The organism is Chryseobacterium sp. KMC2 (genome assembly GCF_016756935.1).
In the GTDB taxonomy this organism is placed as follows: domain Bacteria; phylum Bacteroidota; class Bacteroidia; order Flavobacteriales; family Weeksellaceae; genus Chryseobacterium; species Chryseobacterium rhizosphaerae.
The window spans coordinates 453,202-472,924 of sequence record NZ_JAESIT010000001.1; the positions used below are offsets into that span (position 1 = coordinate 453,202).

Below are 19,723 nucleotides of genomic sequence, written 5' to 3' on the forward strand. Positions count from 1 at the left end.
TACTCCCCTAACATTATACATTATACATTATACATTAATAATAACATGCAGAAAATCGAAATACAAGCAGAACAGTTTTTTGAATTATTAAGATTAAAAGATACCTCCATGTGGGCAATTTTCTCACAGATGATGGATGGAAATGAAAAGGAAATCATATTTTTAGATAATGATCATAAAATTCTTTTCAATTATATTTTACCTTCCACCCCTGAAAAGCTGGAAGAAGACAGAATAGAATTTTCAAAACAGTTTTCAGAAAAACTGGCTCACTTTAATTAAAAATTCACATGAATAAATACTCTATTTTTTCCTTGCTGAGTTTACTTTTCTTCAGTATGGGAAATGCTCAGAATTATAAAAAGCCTTTGGTTTCTGCCCTTAAAGAAGCCGATCTTAAAAAGGATATGTATGAGCTCGCTGCAGACCAATTCTGGGGACGTGAAGCAGGAACTTTAGATGAATTAAAAGTTTCCATGTGGCTTGCTGACAAAGCTAAAGAAGCAGGAATGAAACCTGCCGGGGATAACGGAACATTTTTCCAGTTCTTTGATATGTACAGGCATCAGGTTATTCCACAAAGCAGTCTGAAAATTGGAGATAAAAACCTTAGATTATGGAAAGATTTCCTGGTGGCAGAGCCTGTAAATGCATCGGTGGATGCTGAAATTGTGTATGCCGGAAATACCGAACCTGAAAATCTTTCTACCCTGAATATCAAAGGAAAGGTGCTTGCAGTCTATGCTTCTGATAAAAACATAGACAAAGAAATGACCCTTTTTGTAAGAAGATATCCCGGATTTGTACGCACCAAATATTACAATAAAGCTTATGAACTGGGAGCTAAGGCCATTATTTTCATCACTGACGATATGTCTGAGCAAAGCTGGCCGGAAGTACTTCCTCAAATGACCAGAGGCAGCTACGGTGTAGAGGGCCTAAGAGAAAAAATAACCCAGAACATTCCTGTGCTATGGATCAAAAGGGAAAATGCAGGCTGGGTAAAAAACAACCCTAAGATCTCACTGAACCTGATGACGGAAACTTACAAATATCCGTCCGTTAATATCATTGGAAAAATAGATGGAACAGATCCTGCACTTAAAGACGAATATGTTTTATTGAGCGGACATCAGGATCATGACGGGATCAGACATCCTGTAAAAAACGATACGATCTATAATGGTGCTGACGACAATGCCAGTACCTGTGTAGCCATGTTGGCCATGGCAAGAGCTTACAAAAAGCAACCTGGAAAAAGAAGTATTTTATTTGTTTTCCACGGTGCAGAAGAGAGAGGATTATTGGGTTCCAGGTGGCACGCCGCCCATCCTGTAGTTCCTAAGGAGAAAATTGTAGCCGTACTGAATGGTGATATGATTGGAAGAAATTCTAATGATGAAGCAGCTTTATTAGGAGGAAATGCACCCCACAAAAACTCTGAAGAATTGGTAAAAATGGCAGAAGATGCCAATAATGAAAGTACAAAATTCCGCTATTTAAAAGATTGGGACTCCCCTAATCATGCAGAATTTTTCTACTTCAGAAGCGATCATCTTCCTTATGCTAAAATTGGAATTCCTGCAATATTTTTCACCAGTGTACTGCATGATCAGTATCACACTCCGCAGGATGAATCTGAAAATATCAACTATAAAAAGCTTTATAAAATGACTGAATGGATGTACAGAACCTCCTGGAAAGTAGCTAATGAAGTGGAAAGACCCAAAGTAATTTCAAATTTTTCCCTTGAAAGATAAATAACAAAAAGCTTCACAAGTTGTGAAGCTTTTTTCATCATTGAGTTTTTAAACAGGAATAAAAATAAATAAGGAAATTTCTTTACTTTTTATTTTATATTCCCAAATGCCTGATTGTATTTTGAGTAACTAAATAAGAAGGTTCATTAAAGACGGATCATTGTTCAGGTAATTAACGAAAAAATCATATTTCTTCATGTTATGGATCAACGGTGTAAAATCTTCATTATGCTTTAAAGCGATCCCCACAACGGCTATTCCTTTTTCTTTTGAATTTTTTTGGGTATACTCAAAAAAGGTAATATCATCATCTGGTCCCAAAACATCGATTACAAAAGTTTTCAATGCGCCGGGACGCTGCGGAAATCTGACCAGAAAATAATGCTTTAACCCGGCATGCAGCAAAGCTTTTTCTTTGATTTCTTCCATACGGGTGATATCATTATTGCTTCCGCTGATGACGCAGACTACATTTTTCCCTTTTATTTCGTCTTTATATCTTTCCAGTGCTGCTACTGATAAAGCTCCGGCTGGTTCTACGACAATGGCATCTTTATTATACAGAGATAATATGGTTTCACAAACCAGCCCCTCATCCACTGTAGCCATGTCATATAATACATCTTTACAAAGCTCAAAAGTAAGATTTCCTACCTGCTGTACTGCAGCTCCGTCTACAAACCGGCTTATCTTTTCAAGCAATACAGGCCTTCCTTTTTCCAGCGCTTTTTTCATACTTGCAGCAGCGGAAGGTTCTACACCAATGATTTTTGTTTGTGGAGACAGTTCCTGAAATACAGAACAAACCCCTGCAGCCAATCCTCCTCCTCCTATTGGAACAAAAAGATAATCTACCGGTTCTTTTGACTGCTCCAGAATCTCAAGTCCTACTGTAGCCTGTCCTTCAATGATCGCCGGATCATCAAAAGGATGAATAAATATTCCTTCATTCTCACTGCAGAACCTCATCGCAGCATCTTTGGCTTCGTCAAAAGTATCTCCATGCAATACAACATCTATATAACTTCCTCCAAACATCTTTACCTGTTCCAGTTTTTGTCCCGGCGTAGGTAAAGGCATAAAGATCGTTCCTCTGACTTTCATGGTCTGACACGCAAAGGCAACTCCCTGGGCATGATTTCCGGCACTCGCACAAACAAGTCCTCTGCCAAGATCTTCCTGAGACATCGTCGCCATTTTATTGTAAGCCCCCCTGATTTTATAAGATCTTACCCTTTGAAGGTCTTCTCTTTTAAAACTGATATTCGCATCATACACTGCTGACAGATTATTATTAAGTGCTAAGGGGGTTTTTACAACCACATTTTTTAGTCTTTCCTCCGCTTTATAGACATTCTCCAAAACGGAGGACCCTATTTCCTCTTTCATCATTTTTTCGGGTGATTAATTATTTTCAGGTCTCAGGCTTCGGACCGTCTTTCCTGCTTTCCACATTTCACTTTCTCTCAGTTCAGTCAGTTCTACTTCTAATTTTTCCCTGTAGTCTGGCTTGCTGTTGCTGTCAATAGAACGCTGTGCCTCATTTCCTTTAGCTACACTGTCGTACAGTTCCTCAAATAAAGGAGATGTAGCATCTCTAAAACGTTTCCACCAATCCAGTGCTCCTCTTTGCGCTGTCGTACTGCAGTTGGCATACATCCAGTCCATTCCGTTTTCGGCAACCAAAGGCATTAATGACTGAGTTAATTCTTCTACAGTTTCGTTAAATGCTTCGGAAGGGCTATGTCCGTTTTTTCTTAAAACATCATATTGTGCGGCAAATATTCCCTGTACAGCTCCCATCAGTGTTCCGCGTTCTCCGGCAAGATCACTGTATACTTCTTTTTTAAAGTCGGTTTCAAATAAATAACCACTTCCAATTGCTATTCCAAGAGCTGATACTCTTTCTCTTGCATTTCCCGTAGCATCCTGATACACTGCAAAACTACTGTTCAGTCCTCTATTTTGAAGGAACATTCTTCTCAATGAAGTTCCCGAACCTTTAGGGGCTACTAAAAAAACATCAACATCTTTCGGAGGCACTATTCCTGTACGTTCATTAAAAGTAATTCCGAAACCATGAGAAAAATACAGTGCTTTTCCTGGGGTAAGATGCTGTTTTACTTTAGGCCAGTATTCTATTTGTGCAGCATCACTTAAAAGATAGCAGATAATACTTCCTTTTTGTAATGCCTCTTCTATTTCAAATAATGTTTCTCCGGGAACAAAACCGTCCGCTACTGCTTTATCCCATGATTTGGAATTTTTTCGCTGTCCCACAATGACATTGATTCCGTTATCTTTTTGATTAAGGGCCTGCCCCGGACCTTGTACTCCGTATCCTATAACTGCTACCACTTCATCTTTTAATACTTCCTGGGCTTTTTCTAATGGAAACTCATTTCTTGTTACTACGTTTTCCTCTACTCCTCCAAAATTCAATTTTGCCATTTTTTTGATTTTATTTGTTATTGATTATGTTGATTTATTATATATTTAGCTTGCATATTCTATGACCGACAGATGTGGATTCCTATGATAATGAACTTCCAAAACATCTACCTGTTTTTCTACCTGCCGGGTAATCTTCTGAACCGATTCTTCTGTTTCTTTGATTACAATGACAAACTTTTTCACTCTTTCTATTTCAGAAGGTCCCACATTGAAGGTAACCATAGAGATCCTTCTTCTGGAAAAAATGGCATTGATCCTGCTGATCAACCCTAAATAATCTTCTGTATACGCTGTAATGGTATATTCTTTATGTTCTGTTTTCATCTTTCTTTTTTTAAAACTTATTATTCAGTACAATCTCTGAAACACTTTTTCCCTGTGGGATCATTGGAAATACATTATGCTCTTTCCCTGTCATGACTTCGAGGAGAAAAGCTCCATTATAATCAAGCATTTCACGGAGAGCTTCTTCGAGTTCTTCTCTTTTGGATGTTCTTCTTCCGGCAATACCATATCCTTTTGCCACCTGTACAAAATCCGGACTCTGAATATCCACTGATGAATATCTTTCCTGGTGAAATAGTTCCTGCCACTGTCTTACCATACCCAGGTAACAGTTGTTCAGAATTAGAATTTTGACGTCAGGGCGAAACTGCATAATCGTCCCCAGCTCCTGAATATTCATCTGAGCACCTCCATCTCCCATGATCGCAATAACAGGACGATTGCTTAATGCATATGAAGCTCCCACTGCAGCAGGAAGACAGAACCCCATTGTTCCCAATCCTCCACTTGTCACATTGGTTCGTGAATGCTTAAACCGTGAATACCGGCAGGCAGCCATCTGGTGCTGTCCCACGTCTGTTACTATTACAGCTTCACCCGCTGTCATTTCGTTGAGACACCGAATAATTTCCCCCATGGTCAGCTCACCCTCTTCAGGATACAATTCATCATTGATCAGGTTATCTTTTTCAGTTTCAAAACAGTCTTTAAATCTCTGATGCCACTCCGGGTGCGCTCTGTTTATAATTCTCTCTGTGAGAAGAGGCAGGGTTTCCTTACAATTTCCGAGGACAGGCACATCTGCTTTTACATTTTTATTGATCTCTGCTTTATCAATATCCAAATGAATGACCTTAGCCTGCTTTACATACTGATCTAGCCTCCCGGTAACCCGGTCATCAAAGCGCATTCCCACGGCAATCAGAACATCACATTCATTAGAAAGTATATTAGGCCCATAATTTCCGTGCATTCCTACCATTCCTACTGCCTGGGGATGGTCTGTAGAAATAGCACTCATCCCTAAAACAGTCCAGGCTACAGGAATTCCTGATTTTTCGGCAAATTCTAAAAACTCTTTTTCAGCTTTTCCCAGTAAAATTCCCTGTCCGGCAATGATAAACGGCTGCTTAGCATCATTAATGAGACTTGCCGCTTTTTCAATATTTTCAAGACAAGGATCAGGATCAGGTTTATAGCTTCTTAATGAATAACATGGAGAATATCCTTTATATATGACATTCTGTAATTGTGCATTTTTGGTTACATCAATCAGTACCGGTCCTGGGCGGCCTGATTTTGCAATATAGAATGCTTTTGCCAGTACTTCCGGAAGTTCATGAGCATCCGTTACCTGATAATTCCATTTGGTAACGGGACTTGTTATATTCATGACATCAATCTCCTGAAAAGCATCTGTTCCCAGAAGGTGCTCAAAAACCTGCCCCGTAATGCATACCACAGGCGTATTATCCAGTAAAGCATCCGCTAACCCTGTAACAAGATTCGTCGCTCCAGGCCCGCTGGTAGCCAATACGACCCCTACTTCTCCTGAAACTCTTGCCAATCCCTGTGCTGCATGTACTGCTGCCTGCTCATGACGAACCAGGATATGTTCCAGCTTTCCCTGATAATCGTAAAGGGCATCATAAATAGGAATAATAGCTCCTCCGGGATATCCGAAAACTGTTTTTATCCCTTCCTGAAGAAATGCTTCAAGTATAATCCGGCTTCCGCTAAGTTCTGTTTCTATCGATAAATTTAAATTCTCCATGATGTTGTGATTATGATATTTCGTCCGTCACACAGCCTTCGGCAGCTGATGATACTGTTAATGCATATTTATAAAGCAATCCTTTCTGTACTTTAAGGGCTGGTTTTTGCCATCCTTCTTTTCTTTTTTCAATCTCCTCGTTTGAAACTTTGAGCTGTATGGTATTACTGACAGCATCTATTTCGATAAGATCATTATCCTCTACAAAAGCAATCAACCCTCCTTCATAGGCTTCCGGAGTAATATGTCCCACTACAAAACCATGAGTTCCTCCACTGAATCTTCCGTCCGTAATTAAAGCAACACTGCTTCCTAGCCCTGCCCCGATCAAAGCACTGGTAGGCTTCAGCATTTCCGGCATTCCCGGAGCTCCTTTGGGACCTTCATGGCGAATAACAATAACATCACCTTTCTGTACGGTACCATCCTGAATTCCTCTGATCAGGTTTTTCTCACCGTCAAACACCCTGGCCTTTCCCACAAATCGTTCTCCTTCTTTTCCTGTTATCTTTGCCACACTCCCTTTTTCCGCAAGATTACCATACAGTATTCTCAGATGTCCCGTAGCTTTTACTGGTTCAGACAAAGGTTTAATGATCTTCTGTGTTGTAAAATCCAGTGTCGGAACGTCTTCCAGGTTTTCAGCTAATGTTTTTCCCGTAACCGTCAGACAGTCACCATGCAATAAACCTTGTTCGAGTAAATATTTCATTACAGCCGGTATCCCTCCATGATCATGAAGATCCTGCATCAGGTATTTTCCACTGGGCTTAAGGTCTGCCAGTACAGGTGTACAGTCGCTCATTTTCTGAAAATCATCCTGAGTTACAGATACCCCTACGCTTTTTGCCATGGCTATAAAATGCAGAACCGCATTGGTACTTCCTCCAAGGATCACAATAAGACGGAGTGCATTTTCAAAAGCCTTACGGGTCATGATATCAGAAGGCTTAATATCTTTTTCCAATAATATTTTCAGGTATTTTCCAGCTTCAAGACACTCTTGCTGCTTTTCAATACTTAAAGCCGGATTGGAAGAAGAATACGGAAGGCTCATCCCCAGTGCTTCTATGGCGGAAGCCATTGTATTGGCCGTATACATTCCACCGCATGCTCCTGCTCCGGGGCAGGAATTTTTGATCACTCCATTAAAATCTTCTTCAGATATTTCTCCGGCAATCTTTTTACCTAGAGCTTCAAAAGCCGAAACAATATTAAGCTGCTCCCCTTTGTAACATCCGGGAGCAATGGTACCTCCATAGACCATGATTGACGGTCTGTTGAGCCTTCCCATAGCGATGATAGTCCCGGGCATATTTTTATCACATCCCGGTAATGCAATCACTCCGTCATAATACTGTGCTCCACAAATCGCTTCGATACTGTCTGCAATCACATCCCTGCTTACCAGAGAATAGCGCATTCCATCTGTACCGTTGCTCATTCCGTCACTTACTCCAATGGTGTTGAATATCAATCCTGCCAGTCCGTGCTCCCAAGTTCCTTTCTTTACTACTTTAGCAAGATCGTTGAGGTGCATATTGCAGGTATTTCCGTCATATCCCATACTCGCAATTCCGACCTGGGCTTTCTGCATATCATTTTCTGTAAAGCCTATTCCGTAAAGCATTGCTTTTGCGGCGGGCTGTTCGCTGTTTTGTGTGAATGTTTTTGAATATTTATTTAACATATTATCCTGCATTTGCTATTCTTCTTATTTCTTTACAATTCTCTTCTCCGGCATCTTGTCCCTTGCTTTCTCCGGAATTCATAAAAGATGTTTTTACTTAATTTTGACCCAAAACTACAGCTTGTAATATCGTTTTCATTTTCAACTTTTCTGAAAACTACAATATTCAACTGTTTGGAAAACAGATTCATATTACTGAAAATCAGCATTTTAAATCCATAACATTTACAATGACAGAACTCTTACCCTTTTCAAATAAGCCTGTTGTACCTTTTCACTTGCTGTAGCTTTCCAATCTTTCGTGAAAGGGACGTCATCCAATGAATCCAGAGCTACAATTTCTGCAGCAGTACCACAGAAAAAGCCGGCATCAGCCCCCCTCATTTCTTCAGGTTTAAAGAATGTTTCCCGTACAGGAATATTGAGTTCATTACAGATCTCCATTACGGTTTGCCGTGTAATCCCCGGAAGAATGCTTCCCTTGGCCGGAGTAAATAGTATTCCGTCTTTTTCATAAAAAACATTAGCGCCCGAGCTTTCGGCAACATTTCCGTTTTCATCCAATACCAGGGCCTCATCATAGCCTTTATCTTTAGCATCCTGACAAGCCAGAATAGAGTTTACATAATGACCTCCTACCTTAGCTTCTACCTTAAAAGCTTTGGGATTCGGGCGTTGAAATTCTGAAGTCATGATTTTCATTTTATCTGCCAGATAACCGTTATTCCACTCCCAGGCTAATAAAGACAGATAAGATTTTTTACCTTTTGAAAGAGACATATTGGGAGAGCAGGTAACCAACGGGCGGATGTAAGCGTCTGAAAATCCGTTTCGTTCCAGAAGTTCATACGTAAGATCAGTAAGCTGCTCTACTGAATATTCGAACGGAATATGCATGAGCTCAGCTGATCTTTTTAATCTTTCGTAGTGCTCTTTCGCTTTAAAAATTCTGGTTCCTTGATCTGTAGTGTAGGATTTAATCCCTTCAAAAACAGAATATCCGTAGTGAAGTGATTGTCCGTAAAGATCCATTCCTGCGTCCTTCGCTTTCATGAATTTCCCGTCAAAATAGATGACAGTGTCGTCGTTGTAATACATGCTATAGAGGTTTAAAAAATTAAAAATGGGAATAAAAAAAGCCCTCTCACGTTGTGAGAGGGCTTCATATATGTACAGTCATACACTTTCCTTCTCACAGACGCAAGGGAATAATAATGACGATAATAATTACTGCTAATAACTGATACATACTTTGTACAATAAAAAATTAAAATAAAAAAAGCCGCTTCAAATGAAACGGCTTGTATATAATATAAATTAAAATCTATTTAAAATGCCGCTTCCTTACTGTTGTTAATGACAACAGCAATAATAGAAATGACAATAATATTTTCCTGATTCGTAAAATTCATGTTGCAAATGTATAAATTTTTTAATTCCTCACAAGTTTTTTTTAACACTTTTTATTTTTTCTGTAAAAATTGCAGGAGGGTTTCCCTGGCCTCCGCTACATCATGAACCCGTAGAATCTTTGCCCCTTGCTCCAATACTTTCATGTGAAGTTTCTGGGTTTCTTCATTGATATCCAGGGGAGACTTCCCAAGCGGTTTATAGATGAATGATTTTCTGGAAATCCCTATCAATAAAGGAAATTTTCTAAATCCAAGATATTCAACTTCATCAATCATTTTCATCTGATCTTCCACTGTTTTTCCAAAACCAAAACCAGGGTCAAGAATAATATCACTGACACCTTTTTCCAGGAGTGTATTGATCTTTTCTGAAAAATACCGGTTGACCTCCAATGTTATGTCTTCAAACCTGATTTTATCATGCATCGTTTCATAAGACGGATTGACATGCATCAGAATGTAAGGAAGCTTTGTCTCAGCGGCTGTATCAAACATTTTTTCATCATACTGCCCTCCTGAAATATCGTTAATCATATCAATGCCTTCGCTGAACCCAAATTTTACCGTTTCTGCATAAAAAGTATCAAGAGAAACCAAGGCTTCAGGAAATTCTTTTTTAATCTGAGAGATTATATTTCCTATCCTTTTTATTTCCTCTTGGCTGCTTAGAAACTCAGCATTCGGGCGTGTAGATTGTGGGCCAATATCTATAATTTCAGCTCCTTCATTCAACAGTTTTCCGGCTTGTTCCAATGCTGATTTTTCAGTATTGAACCGTCCCCCATCAGAAAAAGAATCCGGAGTGAGGTTCAGGATTCCCATGATCTTTGGAGTATCCAGCTGTACTAACCGACCGTTGCAGTTTATTGAATAAGGTTGAGCATTTACAGGTTGGGGTGTTTGAGAATCTGAAAGCATAGCGTAATGGGATGATAAATGGTTTTGTATACTGCAAAATTAAGAACTAATTGGGATTTGAGAGTAATAAAGATATTGCAAATGTAAGATATCAGACAAGTGAGGTAGTAACTGTAGGTGATTTTTTTCAGCAAAGAATTAAGAATCAAGAGCCAAGAACCAAGAATCAAGATGCCAGACATCAGATATAAGTGGGAGAATATTTACCATTAAACCTTATCACTCGCATCCCCGAACCCGAAACCCCACATCACGAACCCCGAATCACGAACCCCGCCCCATCAAACTCTCTTACCAAAAATTCTGCTACCTAAAAGCTAATTCGTATATTTGGAAGATTAAGAAAATTTATGCTAAAAACGTCAGTACAATTCGAGAAAGTTATCAGTCAGTGTCGTGATCTTTTCGGTAAAAAATTACAGGATTATGGTGCCGCATGGAGGGTTTTGAGACCGAGTTCCATTACGGATCAGATTTATATCAAAGTCAACAGAATCCGTACGCTTCAGATGACCGATAAAAAAATGGTGGATGAAAGTGAGGAAGATGAATTTATTGCTATTGTAAATTATTCTATAATAGGCCTTATTCAGCTTGAGAAAGGTCTTTCCAATGATTTTAACGAAAATAAAGAAGAAATTCTTGGTCTGTATGACAAATATTCCAATGAAGCTAAGGCATTAATGGAAAGAAAGAATCATGATTATGGTGAGGCATGGAGAGATATGAGAATCTCTTCGATTACAGATTTAATTTATCAAAAGGTACTGAGAACTAAACAGATTGAAGATAATCAGGGAAAAACTATCGTTTCTGAAGGCTTAGATGCCAATTATTTCGATATGCTGAACTATGCTGTTTTCTGTCTGATCAAGTTCTCTGAACAAGAAAAACAATTCGAACCCAAAACTATTTAATATGATCAAAGGTTTATTACGCTTTATTATTGCAGTCATTTTTATCCTTTCAGGCTTTGTAAAAGCTGTGGATCTGGTAGGTTTTTCTTTCAAAATGGAAGAATATTTCTCACCTGTTGTTTTCAATATGCCGTTTTTTGAAAAATTTGCACTGCTGTTTTCAATTATAGTTGTTGTACTGGAGCTTTTCCTTGGATTTATGCTTCTGCTTAAATTAAAGCTTAAATTAACCTTGTCTTTATTGATAGCCCTTTGTGTGTTCTTTGGGTTTCTTACTTTTTATTCCGCCTATTTCAATGTAGTAACGGATTGTGGATGCTTTGGAGATGCCATTAAGTTTACACCATGGCAGAGCTTCTTTAAGGATGTTGCCCTTTTGATAGGACTGATTATTGTATTTGTCCTGTATAGAAAAGAATTCCGTAAAAAGGATGAGTATAGCAGTACTCCACAGAAGAACTCGGGAAAATTCAGATACATTATTCTAGGCGCTTTTTCTTTGGTTATGATTTACATTATGGCACAGGGAATCATGCATGAGCCGATCATTGATTTCCGTGATTACAAAGTGGGAACCGATCTGAAAGCCGAAAAAGAAAAAATCAACAAAAACCCTTCTGAATATAAGACTTTTTATTCTCTGAAAAACCAAAAAACCGGGGAGGTTTTAAAGGTCAATCAGGATGATTATATTAAAGAAACAAAATACTGGGCAGAAGGTTCTCCATGGAAGATAGAGGAAGGAAAAAATGAATCTGTCCTGGTAAAAGAAGGCTATAAGTCTGAAATCGTTAAATTTAAGATTGAAGATCCAACAGGAATGGAGCTTACTGAGGAGATCATTAAGGCTCCAAAAGCTATCTTAGTATTTTCTTACCATCCAAAGGAGGTTTCTGCAGATCTTCTTCAGAAAGTGGAAGCCAAAGTAAATGCTGAAAAAGGAGTTCTTATCTATGGAGTTTCAACGGATCAGAATACCTTTAAAACCATCAAAAATGCAATGATGGATGGAACGGCTATCAAAACCATTGCTAGAAGTAACCCTTTTGTACTGATCCTGAAAAACGGAAGAATAGTAAACAAAATCCCAGCAAAAGATTATATACAATAAAATATAAATGGGAGGTGATAGATTGAGCATTGATCACTATCAACGACCATCTTTAAACACTAAAATATTCAACAACACATGCAAAAATCAAATAAATCTATCGCCGGATATCACTTATTAATGATCCTTTCTTCTGTAGACGGAGAGTTTGCTCCTGAAGAAGGAATGCTTGTACAGCAATATCTGGCTGATGAATTTCCATTCAGAATGAACCTGGACAATGAGCTTGATACTCTTGCTCTTTTACAGCCTGAAGAATGGAAAGATCACTTTGAATTTCATGGAAGATGCTTCCTTGATGATTCTACCGAAGATGAGCGACTAAAATTTGTTCAGTTTGCAAAATCATTGATCAAAGCAGACAATAAGGTGACAGAAGAAGAGCATACCTTCTATGTCCTTCTGAAAAACTTATGGGGATTGGCTTAAAATATCTTCAAAAAGCAAATAAATCAAGAAATTAAAAAGTAAAATAAATAAATCTTATGAGAAGAAAAATAGTTGCAGGAAACTGGAAAATGAACAAAAATGTAATTGATGCACAACAATTAATGATTCAGTTACTAAGCTATAAAAACAACAATACAACAAACTGTGAGGTTTGGATTGCTCCACCGGCTTTATACTTAATGATGGCAAAAGACATCTTTGAAAAGGATGAGATCGGAGTATTCTCTCAGGATGTGAGCGAGCATGAAAGTGGTGCCTATACGGGTGAGATTTCTGTAGATATGCTGGAATCCATTGATGCAACGGGATCACTGATCGGTCACTCTGAAAGAAGACAGTATCACGGAGAAACAGATTCTCACTGTAACAGAAAAATCAAATTAGCCCTTGACAAAGGTCTTATTCCTGTATACTGCAACGGAGAAACCCTTGAGCAGAGAAAAGCAGGACAACACTTTGAGGTTGTAAAAAACCAGACTGAAGTAGCACTTTTCACTCTTTCCGCTGAAGAAATCAAGAAAGTAGTGATTGCTTATGAACCGGTTTGGGCTATTGGAACAGGAGAAACGGCAAGCCCGGAACAGGCTCAGGAAATCCATGCACACATCAGAAGTATCATTGCTGCAAAATACGGACAGGAAGTTGCAGATGAGGTTTCTATCCTTTATGGAGGTTCTGTAAAACCTGACAATGCTAAGGAGATTTTCTCTCAACCTGATATCGACGGAGGTCTGATCGGTGGTGCAGCTTTAAAACTGGAGGATTTCTCTAAGATTATTGAAGCTTTTAATTAATATATTTATGCTGTAAAAAAGGACATCTCGATGTCCTTTTTTACAGCAACTTATTCGTTTTGATTTTTCATAAAAACTGATCCACTCCAAAATAGAAAATAAACAAATCCCAGGATTTTTATTTTTTTCAAATAGGTCACTTAATATTAAATAAATGGATTTTTTAAAAACGATCGCCATCATATCTGTTTTTATATTGTTCCTTCTTATTTTGTTTTTATTGACTTTAAAGTCCAATAAAAAGTTCCCCAATCAACTTTTTGCAGGATATCTTTTTCTGACTGCTCTTGACGTAAGTGGAGTCTTCATTTCTGAACCTATCCTTAGCTTACTTCCCAATCTAGAGATCTTTAGATGGACTATCATTTTATTGAATATACCGCTATTCTATTTATATGTCTTATCACTTTGCTATGAAGATTTTCAATTAAAAAGAAAACAGCTTTTGCATCTCATACCTTTTGTTATTATCAATCTCATATTAGCTTCTGGAATCTATTGGACAGATGATATTGAAAAAAAATATTTTTTCAAACATCATCATCAGACCCTTGAAATGATCATTTTTCAATATTTGATAGAAATCCAGTATTTACTATATATCATTGCTACTTTTACAGTGTTGAAAAGAACCCGAAGCATCTATCTCGAAAACCAGTCTTATTCTTCCAATTTAGTCTTTAAATGGTTGTTTCAACTAACTTTGTTTTTTATGGTTGTCCATTATTTTGCAACATTTAAAAATATATTGAGATATACAGATGAGCATCAACTACTAACTGTCATTAATGGATTTCTGGAAATCATGGCATTACTTTTCACCAGCTGGTTTGTCTTAAAAGCATTAAAATATCCTGAATTTTTCCGGGGAGTTGATCCTCAGTTACAATTAATAAATGATTTTAAAAATAAAACTGAGCCCAAAACCAGATCAGAGGGCAAACAAAATATAGATAACAGCAACGTTAATTTGCAAATTGAATTACTTAACACATACATGACAGAAAAAAAACCATACTTAGATCCGGCTCTTACAATGCAAAGTCTCGCAACACAAATGAATATGCCAACCCGAGAATTATCTATTCTGATTAATTCAAATATGAAACAGCATTTTTTTGATTTTGTAAATACCTATCGTATTGAAAATGCAATGGAATTATTAAAAAAACATTCTAAAAAAGATTCTACGGTTCTAGAAATTTTATATCAGGTTGGCTTTAATTCAAAATCATCATTTAACACTGCTTTTAAAAAGCACACTGCTTTAACTCCCACAGAATATAGAAATACATTCTATAAGACCGATTAGTCGAACACTTTATTTCTTTTTATTTGGTTCGACTTTTTAAAATCGGTCGCTTTTCATAAGATAATAATTCAAATTTGTCCACTATAAAACAGAGACGATTTTTGTCTCACAGAGTAAACAAAAAAGAATTATGAAAACAAAGAAAATATTTTTCAGCATACTATTTTTAGGGGCAAATATCTGGGGATTCGGACAGGATACCATAAGGCTAAAACCTTATATTGAAAACATGAAAACTGTAGAGGTTTCTATTGAAGGAAAAAAATACAATTTTCTGTTTGATACCGGTGGAGCAGAAACTATTATTTCTCCAGAAATAGCAAAGTATTTTAATAAAAATATATATGGGAGTTCAACAGGATTTAGAATGAGTGGAGAAATTATTAAATCTCAAAAATCAGATGGTATTTCCATTACTATAGGTTCTACAAAAATAGACCATCCAACAGTCGGTGTTTTTGATATCATGACTATTTTACCCAAAGAATTCTCTAAAATAGACGGTGTTATCTCATTAAAATCATTTGCTACCCACATCCTGACTCTCAACCTCGCCAACAATACTATCATTATAGAGAATCATTCTTCATCACAAAAAGCAATGCAAGGAAAAAGTCTTATTCCCAGCAGATTTGCCAATGGACTGGAAGCTACTGAACTCAATATTTTTTTGAATATTCCAAGAGACAATCAATCATACTGGTTTCTTTTTGATTCTGGAAATAGTGGCCCCATGCTTTTATCTACAGAAACAGCCAAAAGTTGGAAGCTATCGAAGGACAAAGATGATATGAATTCTGAGAGTCAATTTATTATTGGCAAAAAAACATTCAGTTCAAGATCATTTACAAGGGATATTATTTATGATGGTGTGCTCAATTTTGAAACCATTTGTAAATATATTTTCACGATTGACTTTAAAAACCATAAAGTTTGGGCTCAGTAAAATAAACAGAAAAATAATATCTTTTTCACTTAAAAAATTAGTAATTTATATTGATAATTATTCATACAGAGATCATAAAAACGGCGGAATCTTCGATTCCGCCGTTTTCTTTAAAAAAAATCTAATTATTGAATATCGACTACATACATCGTTCCTTTGTCTACCTTCCCTGTTTTAGGAAGAATTTTGGCTTTAGGGTTTCCGTTTCCATCATCTACCACTCCAAAATCATCATCATTGAAAACAGCCAGTTTGTTATTTCCTAAATAAACAATCCCTTCAAACTTATCATGCTCATAGCCCAGTTTCGCTACGAGATCTACTGCAAGGCTTTTAGAAACAGGCTTTATTCCGGCATTCGTAATCTCATCCCAGGTACTCTGTTCCAAAGCTTTATTATTAATTTTCATTCCGTCTACCGCTGCCAGATCCGTTCCATTGACGTCTGTAGCTCCGGATACATTGATTCTGTAAACTTTTTTTATTCCTCCCTGTGTTCCGAAATTTCCATCTCTTTCAATCACCAGGAATTCATTATTACTTAATGCAGTAATATCACAAACCGAATCAGAAGCTCCGCCATCCTGTTTGTATAAATACTGTTTCGTCTGCCCTGTGATAATATCGAATGTTACAATCCTTGTTAACGTGGTATTGGTTGCCAATGCTTTAGTGGGAACCAGCATCATCGACTGTATTGTTCCTATCAGCGTTCTTCCATCCGGAGTGATACAAAGTCCTTCCATACCTCTGTTGGCCCTTCTTTTGGCTAAAACTGCAGGGAGTTTTCTTGTTCCCGTATTCACTCCAATCGGGCTTATCCTTTCCATTTCTACCCCTTCTGCACTATAATGAACGATATGCGGACCATATTCATCAGAAACCCAGAATGTTCCATCTGGAGCGGCAACAATACTTTCACTGTCCAGACCATATTTATCTGTTCCTAACACATTTCCTGAAGCATCATAAGCTACTTCACCGGTACTCCCCATTCCTATAGGATTTGGAAGTCCTGTGATAGGCTGCCCTGCCGGATTTTTAAGTTTAATATATTGAATGACCTCAATATTACCTTCAGCATTGATCTTAAAATGCATAATCGTTGGGGTAAAATTAGGGGCAAGAAATTTTTTACCGCTTAAGTAGTCTGTATTCGGACCACGGTCTGTAATGACATAGAATTCTCCTTTTCTTGTAGGATGGGCCGCTGCTCCGGATCCAAATCCTCCGTTGATCACATCTACTCCGTTGATAGTAGCCAATTTTGAAAAAGCAAATTCCTGTGGAAGCTTAGAATAATTAATCTCCTGGTTACTGGTGGTGTCATCATCTTTACAGGATGCCAGCGCCGTTAACACAAATGCAGATAGTAGCAGTCTTTTCATATTCTCTTTTATGGCTGCGAAAATATAAATTGATTGTAAACTGATCTTGAATATAATGATAATTGTATTTTAACAATGGAACCATGAAAATGAATTTAATATAAACAATAAAACTTTCGGTTTCAATCTGAAAACCTAACTAGATCTTTAATTTAATTATCAATTCAAAAAAACATAGCTTTAAAAGCTATTCAACTTCAGGAGAAATATAAAAACTGGAATATAATTCACAAAACAGGATACAAAAATTTATATGATATATTTGCAGCGTTTTAAGGTTGAACACTGTTCATTAATAGGGAATCAAGTGAGAATAAAACTCAATTCTTGAGCTGTACCCGCAACTGTAAGCTGTTTTACTTATAGCACAATACGACCACTGGATTCCTGATCCGGGAAGGTGTGCTATAGGATGCAAGCCAGGAGACCTGCCTTATCCATTGCCACTTCAGGGATCGTGAGTATAGCCACTAATCCTGTAGGTAAGTTTCGGGAATAAAACTTTAATTTAATTATATCATGAGAAAAATCTATTTTTTTTTCTTACTGCTTTTTATGCAGTTTTTGTCAGCCCAATTTACAGAGAACGACATTAAGTTTTGGGTAGGAACAGGTTCAAAGAAGGCCTATTTCATTGCAGATTTCAACGATCCTAATTCTCCTACTTCTTATGCATGGGGATATCGTTTTGACGGTGATAATCTAATGGCAGAAGACATGATCAATGCTATTGTTGCGGCAGAGCCTAAAATGGAAGCTGATATTCTTTCAGGATTTCTTTACAGTTTCAAATATAACCACCATGCTCCAGGCACAGATGATTACTGGATACCATGGTTCGGACCAAGTGCGGAAAATATGTCTAATAACAATAATGGTGCAGGTTCTGTTACTTTAACAGACGGGCTATGGTTTGGTATTACCTATGGATCTGATGATATCCAGATTGACACTCCGCCATCTACTCCTGTACCCGCTTACAGCTCTCAATGGTATGCATCTTCGCAAATCACCAACTGGATAGGAACAGGAACCAATAAAAGTTTGGTAGTGATTGATTTTGGTACGAATCAGTCAAACGGAAATCCAGATTCTTTTGTGTTTGGAATTAAATATAACGGAAGCATCACTGCTGAGGAGGCCTTACAACTGATCCAGTCTCAAGCCTCTTATTTTAATTTTACCTCATCAAACAGCCAGATTTCTGCTCTGTCATTGAATAATTTTACAGGAAATGCCACAGGAGCAGACAGTTGGAAATTATATAAAGGTAAAGACCTCTCAAGCTGGCAAAAGAAGTCTGAACTTTCTCAGATTCAGCTAGCCAATAATGACTGGATGGGTATAAGCTTCGGACAGAGAAGACCATTTACCCCTACGGAAGCAGCCGATTCCACATTAGGTGTTTCTTCTGCCACAAAGAAAAAATTCAGTATTCATCCTAACCCGGCGAGTCATTTTATTCAGATTGAATCTCCTGAAAAATATACGGAAATCAATATCTATTCTTCTTTAGGTCAAAAAGTAATCACTTCCCAATCCACAAAGATTGATATTCATTCTTTGGCTGCCGGAATTTATTTTGTTGAGATGAAAACAGCAAATATTTCAACCATCCACAAGATCATCAAGAAATAGCACATCATATATGAAATGCTTTTTCATACAATGATAAAACAAAAAAACGCACCGTATTGGTGCGTTTTTTCCGATTTCCAGCATCGATTATTTTTTCTCTGTTGATCTCTGTAAAACCTCATCTACCATTCCGTAGCCTTTAGCTTCTTCAGAAGTCATCCAGTAGTCTCTGTCAGACGATTTTTCAACCCACTCATAAGTTTGTCCTGAGTGATGTCCGATGATCTCATAAAGCTCCTGCTTTAATTTCAACATCTCTCTTAAGTTGATTTCCATATCAGAAGCAACCCCTTGTGCACCTCCTGAAGGCTGGTGAATCATTACTCTTGAATGCTTAAGAGCAGAACGTTTTCCTTTTTCTCCAGCTACTAATAATACAGCTCCCATTGAAGCAGCCATACCTGTACAGATTGTTGCTACATCAGGCTTAATGATCTGCATGGTGTCATAAATTCCTAATCCGGCATAAACACTACCTCCCGGAGAGTTGATATAGATCTGAATATCTTTTGACGGATCTGCACTTTCTAAGAATAAAAGCTGAGCCGTAACAATATTGGCTACCTGATCGTCAATTCCTGTTCCCAGAAAGATAATCCTGTCCATCATCAAACGTGAGAAAACGTCCATCTGAGCAACGTTTAATCTTCTTTCTTCCATGATGTACGGTGTAAGATTCGTTGGGCCATACATTCCCATATACTGATCGGTAACCAAACCGCTGTTTCCTAAATGTTTTACAGAGAAATCTCTGAAGTCCTTTTTAATGTCCATATTTCTATTATGTATTATTTTAACAAATATTCTCGAAGTTTAAATTACAATATTTATTCCTAAAATTTTATGAGACTTTTTGTCACAGAACAGGAATATA

The 19,723-nt window shown here is 37.5% G+C and carries 18 protein-coding genes and 1 riboswitch; of the genes, 9 read left to right on the forward strand and 9 right to left on the reverse strand.

The window, feature by feature from the left end; all coding sequences use genetic code 11:
* The first annotated feature begins 45 nt into the window (after nucleotides 1–45).
* The gene (locus JML65_RS01920) at nucleotides 46–282 is read left to right on the forward strand and encodes a hypothetical protein (protein ID WP_047487860.1); all 237 of its coding nucleotides are present in this window, start codon (nucleotides 46–48) and stop codon (nucleotides 280–282) included.
* A gap of 8 nt (nucleotides 283–290) precedes the next feature.
* On the forward strand, nucleotides 291–1,760 hold the full coding sequence (locus JML65_RS01925; RefSeq protein ID WP_202269738.1) for a M20/M25/M40 family metallo-hydrolase: 1,470 nt from the start codon (nucleotides 291–293) through the stop codon (nucleotides 1,758–1,760).
* A gap of 129 nt (nucleotides 1,761–1,889) precedes the next feature.
* On the opposite strand, the gene ilvA is transcribed toward JML65_RS01925, so the two are convergent.
* From ilvA to folP, 7 genes are all read right to left on the reverse strand, one after another.
* Nucleotides 1,890–3,152, reverse strand: a complete 1,263-nt coding sequence (ilvA, locus tag JML65_RS01930) for a threonine ammonia-lyase (protein WP_202269739.1) — start codon at nucleotides 3,150–3,152, stop codon at nucleotides 1,890–1,892.
* A 12-nt stretch (nucleotides 3,153–3,164) separates the two neighbouring features.
* A complete protein-coding gene (ilvC, locus tag JML65_RS01935) occupies nucleotides 3,165–4,211 on the reverse strand; it encodes a ketol-acid reductoisomerase (RefSeq protein ID WP_047487852.1) in 1,047 nt (348 codons plus the stop codon).
* 45 nt (nucleotides 4,212–4,256) lie between these two features.
* Nucleotides 4,257–4,538 carry an ACT domain-containing protein gene (locus JML65_RS01940; RefSeq protein WP_052188586.1) on the reverse strand — a complete coding sequence of 94 codons (282 nt, stop codon included), beginning with the start codon at nucleotides 4,536–4,538 and terminating at the stop codon, nucleotides 4,257–4,259.
* A gap of 10 nt (nucleotides 4,539–4,548) precedes the next feature.
* On the reverse strand, nucleotides 4,549–6,273 hold the full coding sequence (ilvB, locus tag JML65_RS01945) for a biosynthetic-type acetolactate synthase large subunit (protein WP_202269740.1): 1,725 nt from the start codon (nucleotides 6,271–6,273) through the stop codon (nucleotides 4,549–4,551).
* Nucleotides 6,274–6,283: 10 nt separating this feature from the next.
* Nucleotides 6,284–7,963, reverse strand: coding sequence for a dihydroxy-acid dehydratase (gene ilvD, locus JML65_RS01950; RefSeq protein ID WP_202269741.1), 1,680 nt, complete (start codon nucleotides 7,961–7,963; stop codon nucleotides 6,284–6,286).
* A 225-nt stretch (nucleotides 7,964–8,188) separates the two neighbouring features.
* Complete coding sequence (gene ilvE, locus JML65_RS01955; protein WP_202269742.1) at nucleotides 8,189–9,061, reverse strand: branched-chain-amino-acid transaminase; 873 nt, start codon at nucleotides 9,059–9,061, stop codon at nucleotides 8,189–8,191.
* A gap of 365 nt (nucleotides 9,062–9,426) precedes the next feature.
* A complete protein-coding gene (gene folP, locus JML65_RS01960; protein ID WP_237390758.1) occupies nucleotides 9,427–10,293 on the reverse strand; it encodes a dihydropteroate synthase in 867 nt (288 codons plus the stop codon).
* 350 nt (nucleotides 10,294–10,643) lie between these two features.
* On the opposite strand from folP, the gene JML65_RS01965 reads away from it, so the two are divergent.
* The 6 genes from JML65_RS01965 to JML65_RS01990 all read left to right on the forward strand — a co-directional run bounded on the left by JML65_RS01965 (nucleotide 10,644) and on the right by JML65_RS01990 (nucleotide 15,823).
* Entirely contained in the window at nucleotides 10,644–11,210 is a 567-nt protein-coding gene (locus JML65_RS01965; RefSeq protein WP_047487836.1) for a DUF1599 domain-containing protein, read from the forward strand.
* Between the two features lies 1 nt (nucleotide 11,211).
* Entirely contained in the window at nucleotides 11,212–12,321 is a 1,110-nt protein-coding gene (locus tag JML65_RS01970; protein ID WP_047487833.1) for a BT_3928 family protein, read from the forward strand.
* 78 nt (nucleotides 12,322–12,399) lie between these two features.
* Nucleotides 12,400–12,750, forward strand: coding sequence for a TerB family tellurite resistance protein (locus JML65_RS01975; protein WP_047487831.1), 351 nt, complete (start codon nucleotides 12,400–12,402; stop codon nucleotides 12,748–12,750).
* A 56-nt stretch (nucleotides 12,751–12,806) separates the two neighbouring features.
* A complete protein-coding gene (gene tpiA, locus JML65_RS01980; RefSeq protein ID WP_047487828.1) occupies nucleotides 12,807–13,565 on the forward strand; it encodes a triose-phosphate isomerase in 759 nt (252 codons plus the stop codon).
* Nucleotides 13,566–14,370: 805 nt separating this feature from the next.
* Nucleotides 14,371–14,877 (forward strand): helix-turn-helix domain-containing protein, encoded by a 507-nt coding sequence (locus JML65_RS01985; protein WP_202269743.1) that lies wholly within the window; start codon nucleotides 14,371–14,373, stop codon nucleotides 14,875–14,877.
* 130 nt (nucleotides 14,878–15,007) lie between these two features.
* Complete coding sequence (locus JML65_RS01990; RefSeq protein WP_202269744.1) at nucleotides 15,008–15,823, forward strand: aspartyl protease family protein; 816 nt, start codon at nucleotides 15,008–15,010, stop codon at nucleotides 15,821–15,823.
* Between the two features lie 125 nt (nucleotides 15,824–15,948).
* Here JML65_RS01990 and JML65_RS01995 read toward each other — a convergent pair whose 3' ends face one another.
* Nucleotides 15,949–17,211, reverse strand: coding sequence for an esterase-like activity of phytase family protein (locus JML65_RS01995; RefSeq protein ID WP_202269745.1), 1,263 nt, complete (start codon nucleotides 17,209–17,211; stop codon nucleotides 15,949–15,951).
* Between the two features lie 258 nt (nucleotides 17,212–17,469).
* Nucleotides 17,470–17,662: riboswitch (cobalamin riboswitch) on the forward strand.
* A gap of 104 nt (nucleotides 17,663–17,766) precedes the next feature.
* Between JML65_RS01995 and JML65_RS02000 the strand changes: the two genes are divergently transcribed.
* On the forward strand, nucleotides 17,767–18,849 hold the full coding sequence (locus JML65_RS02000; RefSeq protein ID WP_237390759.1) for a T9SS type A sorting domain-containing protein: 1,083 nt from the start codon (nucleotides 17,767–17,769) through the stop codon (nucleotides 18,847–18,849).
* A gap of 87 nt (nucleotides 18,850–18,936) precedes the next feature.
* Here the strand turns inward: JML65_RS02000 and clpP are convergent, their stop codons facing one another.
* Nucleotides 18,937–19,623 carry an ATP-dependent Clp endopeptidase proteolytic subunit ClpP gene (gene clpP, locus JML65_RS02005; RefSeq protein ID WP_047487818.1) on the reverse strand — a complete coding sequence of 229 codons (687 nt, stop codon included), beginning with the start codon at nucleotides 19,621–19,623 and terminating at the stop codon, nucleotides 18,937–18,939.
* Nucleotides 19,624–19,723: the final 100 nt, after the last annotated feature.